We start from the raw sequence: 16,949 nt of genomic DNA, 5'->3' as shown, positions 1-16,949 counted from the left end.
GGGCCAGATGGGACTGAGCGACATTCAGGCGCGGATTGCGAAAGCGGAACAAGCGGCAGGGCGCGATGCGGGATCGGTGAAACTGATCGCCGTGTCGAAAGTTCAGCCCGCCGAGCGAGTCGAGGCGGTTCTGCGCGAAGGGCATCGGTTGTTCGGCGAAAACTACGTGCAGGAAGCGCAAGGCAAATGGCCCGCCTGGCGCGAGGAATTTCCCGGCTGTGAGGTCCACATGATCGGGCCGCTGCAGTCGAACAAGGCGAAGCTGGCGGTGGAGCTGTTCGAGGCAGTTCACACGCTCGACCGGCCCTCGCTGGGCATGAAGCTGGCCAATCTGGCGCAGGCGCGCGGGGCTTCTCCCGATCTTTTCATTCAGGTCAATACTGGCGAGGAGCCACAAAAAGCGGGCGTGCTGCCCGATGATCTGGACGCTTTCGTCGCGGATATGCGGGCGAAGGATCTGCCGGTCGTCGGCCTGATGTGCATCCCGCCCGAATCCGATGACCCTGCGCCGCATTTCGCGATGCTGGCCGAGATGGCCGGGCGCAACGGGCTCGACGGTCTCTCGATGGGGATGAGCTCGGATTTCGAGAAAGCGATCGCGGCGGGCGCAACCCATGTGCGCGTGGGTTCGGCAATCTTCGGTGCGCGCGACTATTCCTAAGCTTTGTCCCGGGCGTCGAGCGCCGGGGGCTTTCCGCCCCCGGACCCCCGGAGGATATTTCCTCCAAGCCGAATTGGAATGTCGAGCGGTTCGCCCGGTGCAACATGCCGCGCGATCCAGATCAGGTGGTCCCGGCGGAAGGCGAGGCAGCCTGCGGTAGGGTAGCCCGCGCGGCGGCGCTGATGCAGGAAGATGGCCGAGCCTTTGCCCGCCTGCGCCTGCGGATAGTTCCAATCGGTGACCAGTACGATGTCGTAAAGCGGATCGGCGCGCCGCATCGCCTCATGCGAGGCGGGGTAGGGTGCGCGAACCAATTGGTTATAGGCCGAATCCTCGGAGGCGTCGCACCACAGATCGCGCGGCCCGATCGGTTCGGCCCAGTCTTGAGGCGCGACAATTCGATCCGCGCGGTAGAACATCCGCAGGATGTGCAGCCGCCCCGAGGGGGTCGCGCCGTCGCCCTCCTGCTTGCTGCCGGTGATGCCGCCGCGGCCGATCTCGACCGGGAAACGGCGACCGCGAAACAGCAGGCCCGTGGGCGTCAGGCGCATCACAGGATATGCCCCGATTTCGCCGCCTTGGTGGCCAGGTAGATTTCGTTATGGCGGCTCATGCCGACCTTCAGCGGCACGCGCTCGGTCACGTCGATGCCGTTGGCCTCCAGCATCGCAACCTTGGCGGGGTTGTTGGTCAGCAGCCGCACCTGCGAAAACCCGAGCTTGCGCAGCAGCGCCGCGCCGATCCGGAAATCGCGCTCGTCATCCTCGAAGCCGAGGCGGTGGTTCGCCTCCACCGTGTCGAATCCCTGATCTTGCAGCGAATAGGCGCGCATCTTGTTGGCAAGCCCGATCCCGCGCCCCTCCTGATTGAGATAGAGCAGGATGCCCGCGCCCTCATGGCCCATCAGCGTCAGCGCCGCGTCCAGCTGCGGGCCGCAATCGCATTTCAGAGAGCCCAGAACGTCGCCGGTGAAACAGGCCGAATGCAGCCGCGCGAGAACCGGTTTCGAGCGATCGGGGCGACCGATCTCGATCGCGTAATGCTCCTCGGCGCCATTGTCGGGGCGGAAGATATGCAGGCGCCCCGCTTCGGCGGCGCGCATCGGCACGCGCGCGGCAGAGACCGGGGCGAAAGCCTGCGGAATGTCGGCAGCGGCGAGCGCCTCTTCGGCGGTAATGCAGGTCAGATCCGTCGGCGTGGGGTCGGGCGCTGCGACCATCAGCGCTGCGGGCAGAAGCTGGGCGGACTTTGCCAGCCGGATAGCGGCACGGGAGAGATCCGCATCGCCGCCGCGGAGGGCCTTGAGCGGGCCTTTCATCGGCACGCGCAGATCGTCTGCCGGATCGGCGAGCGCGCGCAGCCAGAGCAGATCGGCGTCTGCAGGCACTTCGATCCGGGCAATATCGGCGTCATAGACCCGGGCTTTCAGCGTCTCGGCCCGGCGCGCGGTCAGCACCAGCGTCAACGGCCCCAGCGCGCGCAACGCCGCTAGCCGCTCGGGCGAGAGCGTTTCGACCGCCACCGCGAGGTGATCTGACAGCAAGACGGGCAGCCCCATGCGCAGATCGGCGCGGGCGCGATTCAGTCGTTCAGCCGGGCTCGGCCCGAGGGAATAGGTACCGGTCATGCGCTCTGAGATAGCCTCGACTGTAACAAATTGAAATATCTGCCGGTGATTCGACACGTCAGCGTGAGATAGGTTTCACCACCCTTGCCATCGCTGTGAAAGGGCAACAGCTATTCGTCAAACGCAAATGGAGGCTCAGGACATGGCATCATTGAAGAAGGTCCTTTTGGTTGACGATGACAACGATCTGCGCGAGGCGCTCGCCGAGCAGCTCGTCGCGACCGATGATTTCGAGGTGTTCGAGGCCAGCAATGGTCACGAAGCTGTAGATAAGGCGAAATCGACGCTTTACGACCTCGTCGTTCTGGATGTGGGCCTTCCCGACACCGATGGCCGTGAACTGTGCAAGAAGCTGCGCAAAAGCGGTGTGAAATGTCCGATCGTGATGCTCACCGGGCATGACACCGACGCCGATACGATCCTCGGCCTCGACTCCGGCGCCAACGACTACGTCACCAAGCCTTTCAAGTTCCCGGTGCTTCTGGCCCGTCTGCGCGCCCAGCTTCGCACCCATGAACAGTCCGAAGACGCCGTCTTCCAGCTCGGCCCGTATACGTTCAAGCCCGCGATGAAGATGCTGGTCGACGACAAGGACCGCAAGGTGCGTCTGACCGAGAAGGAAACCAATATTCTCAAGTTCCTCTATCGCGCGACCGACGGCGTGGTGCCGCGCGACGTGCTGCTGCACGAGGTCTGGGGCTATAATGCGGGTGTCACCACCCACACGCTCGAGACGCATATCTATCGCCTGCGTCAGAAGATCGAGCCCGATCCCTCGAATGCACGCCTGCTGGTGACGGAATCGGGCGGCTATCGTCTGGTGGCCTGAACTGAAGCGTTTCGCGCGGCATGGGCTGCGTGACGCGCGCCAAGGTTGGAAATGAGGAAGGCGGCTCCTGCGGGGGCCGCCTTTTCCTTATGCGGCGCTTGGGATGCGCGGCTCAGACCGTGGGGTAGATGTCTTCCTCGGCCTCTTCGAGCGAGATACCAAGCGCATTCAGCCCGTCTTCGAGATGATCGGCCAGCATCGGATTGCCCAGCAGGTAATCTTCGGTGGGCGCGGTGGCTTCGGCCTTGGCGGTGGCGATCGCCTCATCGAGTTCCGACGCGTCATAAGTGTCGCGCCCGACCCACATCACCGCAGTCAGACCTGCTTGCTCATCCTCGTTCAGCGCGGCGATGAAGGCACGCAGCTCACGGGCTTGGCCGGAGCCGGGCACGCCCGCGTCGAACTTGCGGGCGCGGATGATGACATGGGCGATTTTGGCGGGGCTGATGGTGAGCATGTATCCCTCCTGAGGCTTGAGTTTGCGCCTCCGCCCTCTCTTGCGCAAGCGGCAATAGGTGTCAGTCTTCCTCTTGCACGAGCGCCGGGGCGGAGACCGCGCGCGGATGGCTGTCGACCAGCGCGGGCGTCTCCAGCGTGCCGCCATCGGGCACGACGCCCATCTGTTCGAAGCGGCGGGCGGAAGGCAGCACGCGGCTTTCCAGCGAGCCCACCGCCTTGTTGTAGCTCTCGACCGAGCGGGTCAGCGCCTTGCCGACGGATTCGACATGGCCGCCGAAGGTCTTGATCCGCTCGTAGAGATCCTTGGCGGTCTTCTGCACTTCAATGGCGTTGCGGGCCATCTTCTCCTGCTGCCAGCCATAGGCGATGGCTTTCACCAGCGCCATCAGCGTCGTCGGCGAGGCGATCAGCACCTTGTTCTCGAACGCGTATTCGATAAGGCCCGGATCGGCCTCGGCGGCGGCGGCCACGAAGGTCTCGCCGGGGATGAACATGACGACGAAATCGGGCGTCTCGTGCAGCTGGTCCTGATAGGATTTCGAGGACAGCAGCTTCACATGCTGACGCACCTGCTGCGCGTGGCGGGTGATGGCCGCGTTCTGCAGTTCCGGGGTCTCCGCCTCCAGCGCATCGAGATAAGCCTCGAGCGGGGTCTTGGCGTCGATCACGATGCTCTTGCCGCCGGGGATATGGACGATCGCATCGGGGCGGCGCGCGCCTGCATCGGTCTCGAAATGCTGCTCGAGGTGGAAATCCACGTTCTCGGACATCCCCGCCATCTCGAAGACCTGCCGCAGCTGCATTTCGCCCCACCGCCCCCGCGTCTTCGGCGCCCGCAGCGCCTGCACAAGCTTGCGGGTCTCCTGCCCCAGATGCGCTTGCCCTTGGGCCAGCGTCTTCACCTGCGCATGGATCGCGCCGTAAGCCTCGTTGCGGGCCTTCTCGATCGACTGAATCTGCTCGCCGAACTCGTTGAGCCGGGTGTTGAGCGGCTTCACCAGATGCTCGATCGCGTCGCGGCGGCGGTCGAGTTCCTCCTGCGCGGTCTTCTCATGGGTCTTGAACCGTTCCGAGACGAGCGACAGGAAAGCCTCGGAGTTCTTCTGCAGCACGCCGGAGGCGACCGAGGAGAACCGATCCTCGATCTCCTTCTTCATGCCGCGCAATTCTTCGAGGCGCGCCGCATGTTCGCGCTGCAGGCTCTCATAAGCCTCGGACTTGGCAACGCGCGCCCGGTATTCGTCGTTGAGCGCGTTTCGCGTACGCTCCAGCGTGGCCTCGACCTCGTGCAGACGTTCTGCCGCAGCTTCAGAGGCAGCGAGCGCCTCGCGCAGGTTCTGGGCCTCTTCGCGATAAGGTTCGGCCGCGGCCAGATCGGCATCCAGTTCCGCCGCGCGCTTGCGCGCAGACAGCCACAGCCCGGCGAAGATCAGCGCGACGACGACTGCGCCGATCAGAGCCTGAACCACGGGATCGTTGAGGTCGAGAGTGAGGGAACCGAGCTGGATCATGTGCGGCCAAACAGTCTTTCAATATCGCTGAGCTTCAGTTCGACATATGTCGGACGCCCATGGTTGCATTGGCCGGAATGGGGGGTGGCCTCCATCTGGCGCAGCAGCGCATTCATCTCGTCGGCGCGCATCTGGCGGCCCGAGCGGATCGAGCCGTGGCACGCCATGCGGCTGAGTACCGCTTCGATCTTGGCCTGCACCAACTGGCTGTCGCCCAGATCGGACAACTCGTCGAGCACGTCGCGCAGCAGCCCCTCGGCATTGATTTCGCCCAGAACGGCAGGGGTCTCGCGCACCGCAATCGCGCTGCCGCCGAAGGGTTCGATGGTCAGCCCAAGGCGGGAAAGCGCGTCGGCATGTTCCAGGAGCAGCGCGGCGTCGCCTTGAGAAAGCTCCACAATCTCGGGGATCAACAGCGCCTGCGCGGGCACGCCGTTCTCGGCCATCTGGCCCTTCAGCTTCTCATAGACCAGCCGCTCATGCGCCGCGTGCTGATCGACGATGACGATGCCGCGCTCGGTCTGGGCGATGATGTAATTCTCATGCACCTGCGCGCGGGCAGCCCCCAAGGGCTTTTCGGTCAGCGCGGGCTCAGCGGGGGCCGGGGCCTCGGCCCGCGCTGAGGGCGCATAGTCGAAGCTGGGCGCAGGGGCCTCCTGGAAGGACGGCTGCGGGTAGGATGGGGGCTGATAGGCCGGATCGGGCAGCGGCGCCTGTGCGGAGTAGGACGACCGCATCGCGCCAAGGCTCGGGCGATCCATCTGGTAAATGCGCGGCGGCTGATCGGCGGTCGGTTCGGGGCGCATCGCGCCGAGCGTCGCATCCGAGACGGTCGAGGACGCCCGATGCCCCGCTTGCGCCAGCGCATGGCGTAGCCCCGTCACGATCAGCCCGCGCACGGTCGCGGCCTCGCGGAAGCGGACCTCGGCCTTTGCGGGGTGGACGTTGACGTCGACGCGCTCGGGCTCGCAGGTCAGGAACAGGCAGGCGGCGGGGTGACGCTCGCGGCTGAGGAAATCCATGTAAGCCGCGCGCAGTGCCCCGGTCAGCTGCTTGTCGCGCACGGGGCGGCCATTGACGAAGAGGAACTGCTCCACCGCCGCGCCGCGCGAATAGGTGGGCAGCGCGGCATAACCGGTCAGACGGATATCTTCGCGCTCAGCGTCGATCTTCACCGCGTTGTCCGAAAAGGCCCGCCCGATCACCCGAGCCAGTCGTTCCGCGAGCGCGTCGAACAATTCGCCCTGCTCGCCATCGGCGCGGAAAATCTCGCGCGATTTGCCGTTGGACACATCGGTGAGGGTGAAGCTGACATAGGGCTCCGCCATCGCCAGCCGTTTCATCACATCGGCGATCGCCTGCGCCTCGGCACGGTCGGTGCGCATGAATTTCAGACGTGCGGGCGTGGCGAAGAACAGGTCGCGCAGCTCGACCACGGTGCCCCGGTTCAGCGCCGCCGGTTTCACCGGGCCGATCTGGCCGCCCGCCACGCTGATCTGGAAGGCGTCGAGACCATCGACGCGCGAGGTGATCGTCAGCCGTCCGACCGCGCCGAGCGAGGGCAACGCCTCGCCGCGAAAGCCGAAAGTGTGGATGTTCAGAAGATCCGAGCCGTCGATCTTCGAGGTGGCATGGCGCGAGAGCGCCAGCGGCAGATCCTCGGCGGTCATCCCGCAGCCGTCGTCGGTCACGCGGATCAGCGTCTTGCCGCCATCGCAATATTCCACCGCGACCCGCGAGGCGCCTGCATCCAGCGCGTTCTCCACCAGCTCTTTCACGGCAGAGGCCGGGCGTTCGACCACTTCGCCTGCCGCGATGCGGTTTGCCGCAGCGTCATCGAGCTGACGGATCACGGGACGCTCAGACGCGCCGATATTGCGGTTGTGCTGGTTCATTCCACTAGGGATAGCATGGCGCGACGCTCATCTAAAGAGATTCGCGCCAGCTATCCCCAGCGAAATCAGTTCAGGCCCTGCGGGCGTCCGACGACGACGAAGGTCAGGTTGTCGGGGTTCAGGATGCGCTTGGCCACGCGCTGGATATCCTCCTTCGTGACCGCGTTCACTTTGTCGTTGCGGGTGTCGATATAGCTCGGCGCCATGTCGTTGAGCTGCATCCCCGTGAGAATGCCCGCGATCGTGCCATTGCCGTCGAAACGCAGCGGATAGGCACCGGTGAGGTAGGTCTTGGCGTCCTCCAGCTCCTTGTCGGTGACCTTGCCGGTCGCCGCTTTCTTCCACTGTTCTTTCACGACCGAGATCGCCTCTGCGACCTTCTCATTGGCGGAGGCAAAGCTGCCCTGCCAAGTCTTCGCCAGATCCTTGTCGACGATATAGGAGGCGATGCCATAGGTCAGGCCGCGTTTCTCGCGCACCTCGTCCATCAGGCGCGACGAGAACCCGCCCGCGCCGAGGATCTGGTTGAGCACATAGGCCGCGAAGAAATCGGGGTCTTTCAGCCCGATCCCCTTCTGGCCGAACATCACCACCGATTGCGGGCTGTCGAAATCGACCGTGGTCACGCCGCCCTTGAAGCTCGGATCCGCGGGGGGTGGCATGTCGGCGCCCTTGGCGGGCAGATCGCCCAGAAGCTTGTCGAGCATCGGGCCGAGTTCTTCCGGGGTGATGTCGCCCACTGCGGAGACCACCATGTGATCGCGGGTCATCACACGGTCCTTGGCCTCGAACAGGTCCTCGCGCGTCAGGCCCTTCACGCTCTCGGTGGTGCCGTTGAGCGAGCTACCATAGGGATGATCGCCATAGGTGATCTCGCGGAATTTCTCGCCCGCGATGTCGTTCGGGTCCTGTTTGCTCGACGCGATCACGGCGAGCACCTGCTGGCGCACGCGTTCGATTGCGCTTTGATCGAAACGCGGATTGACCAGCGCCTCGCGCAGAAGGTCCACGGATTTGTCGCGGTTCTCGGTCAGCATCCGGGCCGAGATGTCGAGCGAGTCGTCGCCCACATCGAAGCCGAACTGTGCGGCCAGTGCTTCCTCGGCCTCGGCGAATTGCTGCGAGTTCTTCTCGCCCGCGCCTTCTTCGAGCGTGGCGGTCATCAGGTTGATCGCGCCGCGTTTGCCCTTGGCGTCGAGGCTCGCGCCGCCCCGGAAGGCGATGTCGAGCGCGGTGAAGGGGATGTCGTGGTTCTCCACTAGCCACGCCTTGATGCCGCCGGGCGAGGTGACCTGCTGAATGTCGATCGCACGGGCGGGCAGGGCCAGCACGAAGGCAAAGAGCGACGCCATCACGAGGCGCGCGGTGATCGGGAAACGGGTATGGATCATTGCGTGATCTCCTGCGCGGTCACGGGCGGCGCGGCGGGGGCCGCAGTCTCGGCGGGGGCGTCATCGGGACGCTTGGCATAACCCGTCACCGAGGACTTGTTCTGGAACAGATCGCGGGCCGCGGCCATCACGTCCTCCTCGGTCACCGACATCAGAACGTCCGGCCAGTCCTCGACATCCTTCACCGTGAAGCCCGAGGCCAGTGCTTCGCCATAGCGCCGTGCGAGGCCCTGCGTGTTGTCGCGCGAATAGATCTCGGAGGCCTTCACCTGCGTCTTGATGCGGGCAAATTGCTCCGGGTCGATGCCTTCCTTCAGAAATTGCGCCAGCGCCTTGTCGAGTGCTTTTTCAGCCTCGGGGAGGCTCACATCCTTGGCGGGCATGACCGAGAGGTTGAACGTCGTCGGGTCGATCGACATGCCGTCATAATAGCTCGACGCGTAGATCGCGGTGCCGTCGCCGTAGATCAGCTTTCGGCCAAGTACGGAGGTCGCCTGATTGCCGCCGAGAATCTCCGACAGAACGGTCAGGGCGGCCGCGCGCTTCTGATCGCCCGGATTGCGCTCGGGGGCGAGATAGGTGCGGACCAGATAGGGCTGGGCGACGCGGGCGTCCTCGAAGGTCAGGTGGCGCGCGGCGCGTTGCGGCGGCTCTTGCGGGCGGGCGCGGGGCGACAGGTCCTCGGTCGGTTTCAGCTTGCCGTAATACTTCTCGGCCAGCGCCTTCACCTCGTCGGGCTTCACATCGCCCGCGACCACGAGTACCGCGTTATTGGGCGCGTAATATTCGTGATACCACTTGAGCGCGTCCTGCCGGGTCAGGCCTTCCATTTCCTTGCGCCAGCCGATGACCGGCGTGCCATAGGGCGAGTTGAGGAACTGGGCGGCGCGTTCCTGTTCGTTGAACAGAGCCTGCGGGTTGGAATCGGTACGCTGCGCACGCTCTTCCAGGATCACCTGCAGCTCGGTCTTCGCGTCGTCGGGCGAGATACGCAGATTGCGCATCCGGTCCGCTTCCATCTTCATCACCAGCGGCAGTCGGTCCGCGGCGATGCGCTGGAAATAGGCGGTGTAATCGAAGCTGGTGAAGGCGTTGTCCGAACCGCCATTGGCGGCGACCGTCTTCGACAGCTCGCCGGGGGCCATGGTGTCGGTGCCCTTGAACATCAGGTGTTCAAGGTAATGCGCGATGCCGGATTTGCCGCGCTTCTCGTCGGCCGATCCGGCTTTGTACCAGACCATATGGACCACGACGGGCGCGCGGTGATCTTCGATCACGACGCCTTTCAGACCGTTTTCCAACTCGAAAGTAGAGACGTCACCGGCCACCGCCGGGCTCAGACCTGCCAATGTCAGCAGGGCGAACAGGAATGCACGCAATGCCCAACTCCTCACAAGACACAGTTTCGGCGAAGATAAGCACTCTCGCTTCGCGTGCAAACGCCGGTGACGTTCTCGTGATGATTTTTCGGATTACTTGACCGCTTGCTGCGCTTCACCCGAGGGCGGGGCGCCCGGGGTGACGACGCCGAGACGGCGCCAGCGCTCGAGCTCTGCCGACTGGTCGAGCTCCATCGGCTTGTAGGCTTTGTAGTAGACCGAAACCTGGAACAGACGTTCGAGCAGGCGACCGTCGTGATCCTTGCGCCACTGGTAATCTTCGGCGGCGAGGGTCTGGCGGATGCCCGCCTGGCTGCCGTAACGCGAAGCCGCGGAGACGAGCGCCCGATCCGACGTCGGCACCTGGCCGTTCCGATCGAGGCGGCGCGGATTGCCACCAAGGGCGGCGACGGCATCGGCTTCGGGCGTGGGATCGGTGATGTTCGCGCCGCCCGGCGTGGGCGGCGGCAGGGCATCCAGGTTCTCCGGCATCTCCAACGGCTTCGTCGGAATTACGCCGAATTCGTCCGGGCCTTGGTGCGAAGACCGCAGATTCATCAGGCTGGGGTCGCGGGAATTGCCGCAGGCAGCCAGCGTCAGTACCGCTGTAAACGCGAGTCCGAGCGTGCCGATCTTCGCCTGCATGAACCACTCCCTTGCCAGTTCCGCCCCCGTCTTAACGCAACATTGGAGCGTCGTCACCTGCGAAAAACAGGCTAGCCTTCGTTGGCGCGATGGTCCTTGCCGCTGAACAGCACCAGACCGACAGCGCCAAGGAAAATTGCCACATCTGCCACGTTGAAAGAATAGGGGTTCTCCCAACCCGGTAGCGACATGTTGAGAAAATCCGCCACCGCGCCGTAAACGAGCCGGTCGACGACGTTTCCGAGCGCGCCACCGACCAGCAGCCCGGCCGAGATATTCACCCGGCGCGAATGCGGCTCACGCGCGATCCAGACCCAGACCCAGAGCGAGATCACCAGCGCCACGATGATCAGCACCCAGCGCATCCAGTCGGTTTCGCCGGAGAACAGGCCGAAATTGACGCCGCGATTCCATGCCATGCGAAAGTTGAGGTAGGGCGGCACCACGTCGATCGCCCCGCGCTGGTCGAGATGCATCCCCTGCACCACGATATATTTCGACACCTGGTCGAGGAGCAGGACGCCCGCTGTCACTTTCGCTGCTAGCCGCATCTGGCCCTCGTTTGTTTCTCGTCACGTCTTCATGCCAGAAGGTGCAGCCCGGCATCCACCGGGCTACGCAAAGATACGGGCGGATCAGTGGCGGAAATGGCGCATTCCGGTGAAGACCATCGCAAGACCACGCTCGTTCGCCGCGTCGATCACTTCCTGATCGCGCATCGAGCCCCCGGGCTGGATGATCGCGGTGGCGCCTGCCTCAGCCGCGGTGATCAGGCCGTCGGCGAAGGGGAAGAAGGCGTCCGAGGCCACGACTGACCCCTTGGTGGGAGTCTCGCTCAGACCAGCGGCTTCCATCATGTCTTCCGCTTTGCGCGCCGCGATCCGGGTCGAGTCGACGCGGCTCATCTGGCCCGCGCCCACGCCGACGGTCGCGCCGTCCTTGACGTAGATGATCGCGTTCGACTTGACGTGTTTCGCGACTTTCCACGCGAACAGAAGGTCTTTCAGCTCCTGCTCGGAGGGCTGGCGCTCGGTCACGACTTTCAGATCGTCCAGCGAGATCACGCCGTTGTCCTTGTCCTGTACGAGGAAACCGCCCGCGACCTGACGATAGGTCGTGATCGGTGCGGTGATGTCGGGCAGGCCACCGGTTTCGAGAAGGCGCACATTCTTCTTCTTCGCGATAACCTCTTTCGCCGCCTTGTCCACCGATGGCGCAATGATGACTTCGGAGAAAATCTTGGTGATCTCTTCGGCGGTTGCCGCGTCGAGCGTCTGGTTCAGCGCGATGATGCCGCCGAAGGCCGAGGTGCGATCGCAGTCGAAGGCGCGCTTATAGGCCTCGATCACGGTCTCGCCGGTCGCCACGCCACAGGGATTGGCGTGCTTGATGATCGCGACGGCGGGCTTCTCGGTACCGAATTCCGAGACCAGCTCGTAGGCGGCATCGGTGTCGTTGATGTTGTTGTAGCTCAGTTCCTTGCCCTGCAGCTGCTTCGCGGTCGCGACGCCGGGGCGGTTCGTACCGTCGAGGTAGAAGGCCGCCGACTGGTGCGGGTTTTCGCCATAGCGCAGCGTTTGGGCGAGCGTGCCCGCGAAAGCGCGGCGGCGCGGGGTCTGCTCGCCGATAGCGCCGGCCATCCAAGTCGAGACGGCGGCATCATAGGCCGCGGTGCGCGCATAGGCGATCTGGGCGAGGCGCTGGCGGAACGGGTAGGAGGTCGCGCCATCATTCGCGTCGAGCTCTTCCAGCACGGCGGCGTAATCTTCGACATCCACGACGGTCGAGACAAACGCGTGGTTCTTCGCCGCAGCCCGGATCATCGCCGGGCCGCCGATATCGATATTCTCGATGCAGGTGTCGTAATCGGCGCCCGTCGCGACCGTTTCCTCGAACGGGTAGAGGTTCACCACCAGCAGGTCGATCGCCTCGATCTGGTGCGCTTCCATCGCGGCGAGGTGTTCTTCGTTGTCGCGCAGCGCCAGCAGGCCGCCATGCACTTTCGGGTGGAGCGTCTTAACGCGACCGTCCATCATCTCCGGGAAGCCCGTCAGATCGGCCACGTCGCGCACGCTGAGGCCAGCTTCGCGCAGGGTCTTGGCGGTGCCGCCGGTGGATAGCAGTTCCACACCGCGCGCAGCGAGCGCTTGGGCGAAGTCGACCAGTCCGGTCTTGTCGGAAACGGAAATCAGCGCACGGGTCAGGGGGATCGGGCGGGTCACGGGCAGCTCCTCGCAAGGCTCAGGTCAGGGGCGCCCGGCCATCCTTGGGGGATTTGCCCCAAGGTCAGGGCGCGTCGATGGCCGAGGGGTTATCGCGTGCTTGCGAAAAGGTCCAGCCAATCTGGCAGGCCCGGTCCAGAACCTTGCTGGAAAGCACGATCTGTTGTGCAGGACGCGGGCGAATGCGCCCTTTTTCCAGGTAAACCGAGGGTTCCAATGCCAGATCGGCGACCCCGTCATGGCGGAAAATCCAGATTTCCCCGGTGCGCAGCGCGACCGAAACGGCGGTGCCACCGAGATCGAGTGCCGCGTCGCAATCGGGATGCAGGTGAAAGCGGATGTCGAAGGGAATGCCGCGCAGGCCTTCACGCTCGAAGATCTGGTCGAAGCGCTCGATATCCTGAGGCGTCATCGCGCCCAGCGTGTCGCGCCCGCGCAATTCGCGCCCGTCGACGGAGAGGTCCAGCTCGCGGATATGCGACATGCCGTGGGTCTCGGCATAGCCGTCATGGCCGAAGATCATCCCGGTCTCGGACAGGTCGTCGGGCTTGAACCAGACGTTTTTCGGCGTCTTGTCGAGAAAGGCGCGCGGTGCCCGTCCGAAGAGGCGCTCGGGGCCGAGGCGCGACGAGGAATAGCCGCGGATCGAGAGGGTCGAATGGCTGGCGGTGGCCCGGCCCGCCCGGTGCCAATCCGCGCCGAACTGCGCGCCCGAGCCGCAATTGACGATCAGCGGGCGACGACCGGAGGTCAGCTCGAAGGCCAGCGTCGACGCATGGGCATTGGCCGAGGCCTCGCCCTGCGGAGGTCGCGCCGCGTCGATGATGAGAGAGCCGCGCCCCCCCTGCATTCGCACATAGCCCATCGCGATCGGTTCGCGCCGCACGCTGCGGATGCCGGTCGCCGAAAGCGCTGCGTCGAGACGTCCTTCGGGGCCGCGTCCGCCGCCGTGAAACCGCGCCAGCGCCCCATCGGAGTGGCGCAGTGCGCGTAGGGTGGGCGCAATCCGAGCGATCGCATCGAGGAGCGGACCCGTCGGCGTGCGCCCCGCCGTTTCCAATGCCTCGGCTGCCCAGTTGAGAAGCGTCAGGATCTCGAGCAGTTCCTCGGGGTTCCGGCTGGCGATCCCGCCCTCCGCGTCGATTTCCTGCGCGCAATCGCGCGACAGCGCCTCGAGCGCGGGGGCGGCGTGCCGCTCCATCCCGGTCAGCGCAAGTCCCGCATAGACGAGACCGGTCAGCGCCTCGAACCGGGGCAGCCCCTGCACCGCGCCGGACCAGCGCTTCGAAAGGAAGATCGTCTGCTTGCCCAAGGCGTGGAAGAAGCGGTCGGCATCCACGCGCTCGCGCCCGTTCAGAAGCAGGACCGCGTGGTTGATCCAGCGGATCAGGCGGCGCCCGGTCAGATCGGGCGTCCAGCCCGGCCCTTTGCCGTCGCCGAAGCGGTCGATCCAGCCGAAGACCCAATCCTGCGCGCGGATCCGGGCCTCGCGGGTGCCCAGCGCGGCGAGATCGTCCAGCCAACCGCAACCGTGAAGCGCATCCTCGAACGCGGGGTCAGGCATCGGCAGATCCCAGATGTTGACCCCCGGGCCTTCGATCAGGAAGCCGGCGAACAGGAAATTGCCCTGAACGAGTTGCCGCCCCTTGGCATAAGAGCCGATCGTGCGCGGTTCCGGCTGGCTGACGAAGCCGGTCACGGTTTGCGCACGGCCCGCGCGCGCAGCAGCGAGCCGGTTCAGCGCCATGCCGAATTTTGCCGATGATCGGGTTCTGTCCTTGCCCATTCCGTCGCCGCTTGCATGCCCTTCTGTCGGGGAATGCGGTCACGTTACTGGGAGGCAGGCGCGCTGTCACCGCCTGCGGTGCCAGTTCACGCAGAGCGTTGCAGTCGCGCCATGTAGAATCCGTCCATCCCCCCGAGATCAGGCCAGAAATCGGGCCGCAGGCGCAGCCCGCCTTCCTCGGTGATCCACGCGGGATCGACGCCGGGCAGATCGGGGCGGATCACGGTGAGGTCCGGATGCCGGGTGAGCGCCGCCTTGATCTGCGCCTCACCCTCTTCGGGCAGAAGCGAGCAGGTCGCATAGACCAGCATGCCGCCGGGTTTGAGCCATTGCAGCGCGCGGTCGAGGAGTTGTTCCTGAAGCGCGAAGAGCGGCTTGATCGAGGTGCCGTCCTTGATGAAGGGCAGATCGGGATGGCGGCGGATCGTGCCGGTGGCCGAGCAGGGCGCATCGAGCAGGATCGCGTCGAAAGGCGCATCCGGCTCCCATTCGAGCGCGTCGGCGGCGACGATCTCGGCCTCCATCTGCGTCCGGTCGAGGTTTTCCGCGAGCCGCTCCAGCCGCGCCTCGGAAATATCGAGCGCGGTAACATCGGCCCCCATCGCGGCGAGTTGCAGCGTTTTGCCCCCGGGTGCTGCACAAAGGTCGAGGACGTGCGCACCAGATGCCGGAGCGAGCAGCTTCGCGGGCAGCGCGGCGGCGGCATCCTGCACCCACCACGCGCCGTTTTCGAAACCGGCTAGCTCGGACACTTTGCCCGGATCGGTCAGCCGCAGCGACCCAGTGGGCAGAAGCGTCGCGCCCAGCGTCTCGGCCCATCCTGCGGCATCGTCCTTCACGCTCAGGTCGAGCGGCGCACCGGCCAGATGCGCGACTTCCATCGCCTGCGCGGTCTTCTTGCCGAAGGACGACATGACGCGCCCGCGCAGCCAGCCCGGCATTTCGGGCGCAGGCGTCGTGGCCCATTTCTCACCCTCCTCGGAGACCTTGCGCAGCACGGCATTCACCAGTCCCGAGAAGCTCTGCAACTTCGGCCCGGCCGATTTCACCAGCGTTACGGCGGCATCGACGACGCCATGCGGGGCTTGCTTTTCTTCCAGCAGCTCGACCGTGGCCAGCCGCAGGATCGCCATCACGTCCGTCGGCGTGCGACGGCGCAGATGCGGTTTGAGAATCCGGTCGGCGCGGCCCAGATGGCGCAGCGTCGTCGTCGCGAGGCGCTGGGCGCGAGCGCGTTGCGCAGGCTCCAGCCCGTCGAGCGCTTCCGCGCCGATTTGCTCGGAGAGGCTTTCGCGATCCTCGAGAACGCCCACGATCAGGCCAAGGGCTGCGCGGCGCGCGGGGTCGGGTCTGGACATGGGCTGCGGCTTCCTGGCTTGTTGCGGCTTAAGCGCAGGCCTATATCATGCCCCGATCCACAGACAAGAAAGGACGCGCCATGTCCGATCAGCCCGAAGATAAGCGCGACTTGCCGCCCGCAGCCCTGCGCGCGCTCGCCGAAGCCGAGGAGCGCCGCAAGAACGCGCAGGCGGCGGAACTCCCAACCGAGCTTGGCGGTCGCGACGGTCCCGAGCCCGTGCGCTACGGCGATTGGGAGAAGAAGGGCCTCGCGATCGACTTTTGATCGCGGCGCCCTTTGATGCCGGGGCAGGGGGCGTCGCCCCCTCGGCGCGTTGCGCCTCACCCCCAGGATATTTGAGCCAATCCGAAACTGCTGTGACTCAGAGCCCCAGCACGTCCAGCATGTCGTATTCGCCGGGGCGTTTGTCCTGCCCCCAGAGCGCGGCCTTGAGCGCGCCGCGCGCGAAGATGGCCCGATCGGTCGCGACATGGCGCAGGATGATCCGCTCGCCCGTGCCGGCAAACAGCACGTCATGCTCGCCCACGATATCGCCGCCCCGAATGGCCGAGAAGCCGATCGCGCCATGCTGGCGTGCGCCGGTGATACCGTCGCGGCCCGACTCGCGATTGTCTTCGAGCGAGACGCCACGGCCTTCCGCCGCCGCCTCGCCCAGCATCAGCGCGGTGCCAGAGGGTGCATCGACCTTCTTGTTGTGATGCGCCTCGATCACCTCGATATCCCAGTCGGCATCGAGCGCCTGTGCGACTTTTTTCGTCAGCTGCGTAAGCAGGTTCACCCCGAGGCTCATGTTCCCCGCCCGCACGATCACGGCATGGCGCGCGCATGGCTTGAGCGCCGCGATGTCGTCCTCGTCCATGCCGGTCGTGCCGATCACATGGGTCAGGCGTGCCTGCGCCGCAATCTTCGCGAATTCGCGGGTGGCGGCAGGCGCGGTGAAGTCTATCACGGCCTGCGCCCCGGAAAACGCCTCCAGCGGATCGTCGGTCACGATCACGCCGTTCGGTGCGCCGCCCATCGCCTCGCCCAGATCCTGTCCGACCCAGTCGTGGCCCGTGCGTTCGACGGCGCCCACAAGGCGCGCCTTGTCGCTCTCGCTCACGGTGCGGATCAGCATCTGGCCCATCCGGCCCGACGCCCCGGTGATCACGATGCCCGGCAGGTCGCTCATGTCTTTCTCCTTC

16 protein-coding genes are annotated in these 16,949 nt (G+C 65.3%); 3 read left to right on the top strand and 13 right to left on the bottom strand.

Annotated elements, in window-relative coordinates:
• Window positions 1-7 precede the first annotated feature (7 nt).
• Window positions 8-661 (top strand): YggS family pyridoxal phosphate-dependent enzyme, encoded by a 654-nt coding sequence (locus B6V76_RS16880; protein WP_088727992.1) that lies wholly within the window; start codon window positions 8-10, stop codon window positions 659-661.
• Here the strand turns inward: B6V76_RS16880 and B6V76_RS16875 are convergent.
• Both B6V76_RS16875 and ribA read right to left on the bottom strand, forming a co-directional pair.
• Window positions 658-1,212 (bottom strand): L,D-transpeptidase family protein, encoded by a 555-nt coding sequence (locus B6V76_RS16875; protein ID WP_075776810.1) that lies wholly within the window; start codon window positions 1,210-1,212, stop codon window positions 658-660. The genes B6V76_RS16880 and B6V76_RS16875 overlap by 4 nt on opposite strands.
• Window positions 1,212-2,288, bottom strand: coding sequence for a GTP cyclohydrolase II (gene ribA, locus B6V76_RS16870; protein WP_088727991.1), 1,077 nt, complete (start codon window positions 2,286-2,288; stop codon window positions 1,212-1,214). Before ribA ends, B6V76_RS16875 begins: the two co-directional genes overlap by 1 nt.
• Before the next feature lie 142 nt (window positions 2,289-2,430).
• On the opposite strand from ribA, the gene B6V76_RS16865 reads away from it, so the two are divergent.
• Window positions 2,431-3,117 (top strand): response regulator transcription factor, encoded by a 687-nt coding sequence (locus B6V76_RS16865; RefSeq protein WP_075776812.1) that lies wholly within the window; start codon window positions 2,431-2,433, stop codon window positions 3,115-3,117.
• Window positions 3,118-3,229: 112 nt separating this feature from the next.
• On the opposite strand, the gene B6V76_RS16860 is transcribed toward B6V76_RS16865, so the two are convergent.
• The 10 genes from B6V76_RS16860 to B6V76_RS16815 form a co-directional block, all read right to left on the bottom strand.
• Window positions 3,230-3,574, bottom strand: coding sequence for a DUF3775 domain-containing protein (locus B6V76_RS16860; protein WP_075776813.1), 345 nt, complete (start codon window positions 3,572-3,574; stop codon window positions 3,230-3,232).
• Between the two features lie 61 nt (window positions 3,575-3,635).
• On the bottom strand, window positions 3,636-5,087 hold the full coding sequence (gene rmuC, locus B6V76_RS16855; RefSeq protein ID WP_088727990.1) for a DNA recombination protein RmuC: 1,452 nt from the start codon (window positions 5,085-5,087) through the stop codon (window positions 3,636-3,638).
• Window positions 5,084-6,982, bottom strand: a complete 1,899-nt coding sequence (gene mutL, locus B6V76_RS16850; RefSeq protein ID WP_088727989.1) for a DNA mismatch repair endonuclease MutL — start codon at window positions 6,980-6,982, stop codon at window positions 5,084-5,086. The genes rmuC and mutL overlap by 4 nt, the downstream gene beginning before the upstream one ends.
• Before the next feature lie 65 nt (window positions 6,983-7,047).
• Complete coding sequence (locus tag B6V76_RS16845) at window positions 7,048-8,373, bottom strand: pitrilysin family protein (RefSeq protein WP_075776815.1); 1,326 nt, start codon at window positions 8,371-8,373, stop codon at window positions 7,048-7,050.
• Complete coding sequence (locus B6V76_RS16840) at window positions 8,370-9,752, bottom strand: pitrilysin family protein (protein WP_077701340.1); 1,383 nt, start codon at window positions 9,750-9,752, stop codon at window positions 8,370-8,372. Before B6V76_RS16840 ends, B6V76_RS16845 begins: the two co-directional genes overlap by 4 nt.
• Before the next feature lie 93 nt (window positions 9,753-9,845).
• Window positions 9,846-10,397, bottom strand: a complete 552-nt coding sequence (locus B6V76_RS16835) for a DUF3035 domain-containing protein (protein WP_075776816.1) — start codon at window positions 10,395-10,397, stop codon at window positions 9,846-9,848.
• Window positions 10,398-10,468: 71 nt separating this feature from the next.
• Window positions 10,469-10,948 carry a signal peptidase II gene (gene lspA / locus B6V76_RS16830; protein WP_088727988.1) on the bottom strand — a complete coding sequence of 160 codons (480 nt, stop codon included), beginning with the start codon at window positions 10,946-10,948 and terminating at the stop codon, window positions 10,469-10,471.
• Window positions 10,949-11,032: 84 nt separating this feature from the next.
• Window positions 11,033-12,619, bottom strand: a complete 1,587-nt coding sequence (purH, locus tag B6V76_RS16825) for a bifunctional phosphoribosylaminoimidazolecarboxamide formyltransferase/IMP cyclohydrolase (protein WP_088727987.1) — start codon at window positions 12,617-12,619, stop codon at window positions 11,033-11,035.
• Window positions 12,620-12,683: 64 nt separating this feature from the next.
• Window positions 12,684-14,405 carry a heparinase II/III family protein gene (locus B6V76_RS16820; protein ID WP_240497888.1) on the bottom strand — a complete coding sequence of 574 codons (1,722 nt, stop codon included), beginning with the start codon at window positions 14,403-14,405 and terminating at the stop codon, window positions 12,684-12,686.
• A gap of 86 nt (window positions 14,406-14,491) precedes the next feature.
• Window positions 14,492-15,763, bottom strand: coding sequence for a transcription antitermination factor NusB (locus tag B6V76_RS16815; protein WP_088727985.1), 1,272 nt, complete (start codon window positions 15,761-15,763; stop codon window positions 14,492-14,494).
• A gap of 80 nt (window positions 15,764-15,843) precedes the next feature.
• On the opposite strand from B6V76_RS16815, the gene B6V76_RS16810 reads away from it, so the two are divergent.
• The gene (locus B6V76_RS16810; protein WP_075776821.1) at window positions 15,844-16,029 is read left to right on the top strand and encodes a DUF1674 domain-containing protein; all 186 of its coding nucleotides are present in this window, start codon (window positions 15,844-15,846) and stop codon (window positions 16,027-16,029) included.
• Window positions 16,030-16,126: 97 nt separating this feature from the next.
• On the opposite strand, the gene dapB is transcribed toward B6V76_RS16810, so the two are convergent.
• A complete protein-coding gene (dapB, locus tag B6V76_RS16805; RefSeq protein WP_088727984.1) occupies window positions 16,127-16,936 on the bottom strand; it encodes a 4-hydroxy-tetrahydrodipicolinate reductase in 810 nt (269 codons plus the stop codon).
• Between the last annotated feature and the right edge of the window lie 13 nt (window positions 16,937-16,949).

Source organism: Thioclava sp. IC9, from assembly GCF_002213225.1.
Lineage (GTDB): Bacteria > Pseudomonadota > Alphaproteobacteria > Rhodobacterales > Rhodobacteraceae > Thioclava > Thioclava nitratireducens.
The sequence above is the reverse complement of the archived record's forward strand: the minus strand, read 5'-3'. Positions and strand labels throughout refer to the sequence as shown.

Coding starts and splice junctions, on each gene's coding strand:
- ribA (WP_088727991.1), bottom strand. CDS start 2,288: ATGACCGGTACCTATTCCCTCGGGCCGAGCCCGGCTGAACGACTGAAT.
- dapB (WP_088727984.1), bottom strand. CDS start 16,936: ATGAGCGACCTGCCGGGCATCGTGATCACCGGGGCGTCGGGCCGGATG.
- B6V76_RS16865 (WP_075776812.1), top strand. CDS start 2,431: ATGGCATCATTGAAGAAGGTCCTTTTGGTTGACGATGACAACGATCTG.
- B6V76_RS16875 (WP_075776810.1), bottom strand. CDS start 1,212: ATGCGCCTGACGCCCACGGGCCTGCTGTTTCGCGGTCGCCGTTTCCCG.
- B6V76_RS16845 (WP_075776815.1), bottom strand. CDS start 8,373: ATGATCCATACCCGTTTCCCGATCACCGCGCGCCTCGTGATGGCGTCG.
- rmuC (WP_088727990.1), bottom strand. CDS start 5,087: ATGATCCAGCTCGGTTCCCTCACTCTCGACCTCAACGATCCCGTGGTT.
- lspA (WP_088727988.1), bottom strand. CDS start 10,948: ATGCGGCTAGCAGCGAAAGTGACAGCGGGCGTCCTGCTCCTCGACCAG.
- B6V76_RS16820 (WP_240497888.1), bottom strand. CDS start 14,405: ATGGGCAAGGACAGAACCCGATCATCGGCAAAATTCGGCATGGCGCTG.
- B6V76_RS16880 (WP_088727992.1), top strand. CDS start 8: ATGGGACTGAGCGACATTCAGGCGCGGATTGCGAAAGCGGAACAAGCG.
- mutL (WP_088727989.1), bottom strand. CDS start 6,982: ATGAACCAGCACAACCGCAATATCGGCGCGTCTGAGCGTCCCGTGATC.
- B6V76_RS16810 (WP_075776821.1), top strand. CDS start 15,844: ATGTCCGATCAGCCCGAAGATAAGCGCGACTTGCCGCCCGCAGCCCTG.
- B6V76_RS16860 (WP_075776813.1), bottom strand. CDS start 3,574: ATGCTCACCATCAGCCCCGCCAAAATCGCCCATGTCATCATCCGCGCC.
- B6V76_RS16815 (WP_088727985.1), bottom strand. CDS start 15,763: ATGTCCAGACCCGACCCCGCGCGCCGCGCAGCCCTTGGCCTGATCGTG.
- B6V76_RS16835 (WP_075776816.1), bottom strand. CDS start 10,397: ATGCAGGCGAAGATCGGCACGCTCGGACTCGCGTTTACAGCGGTACTG.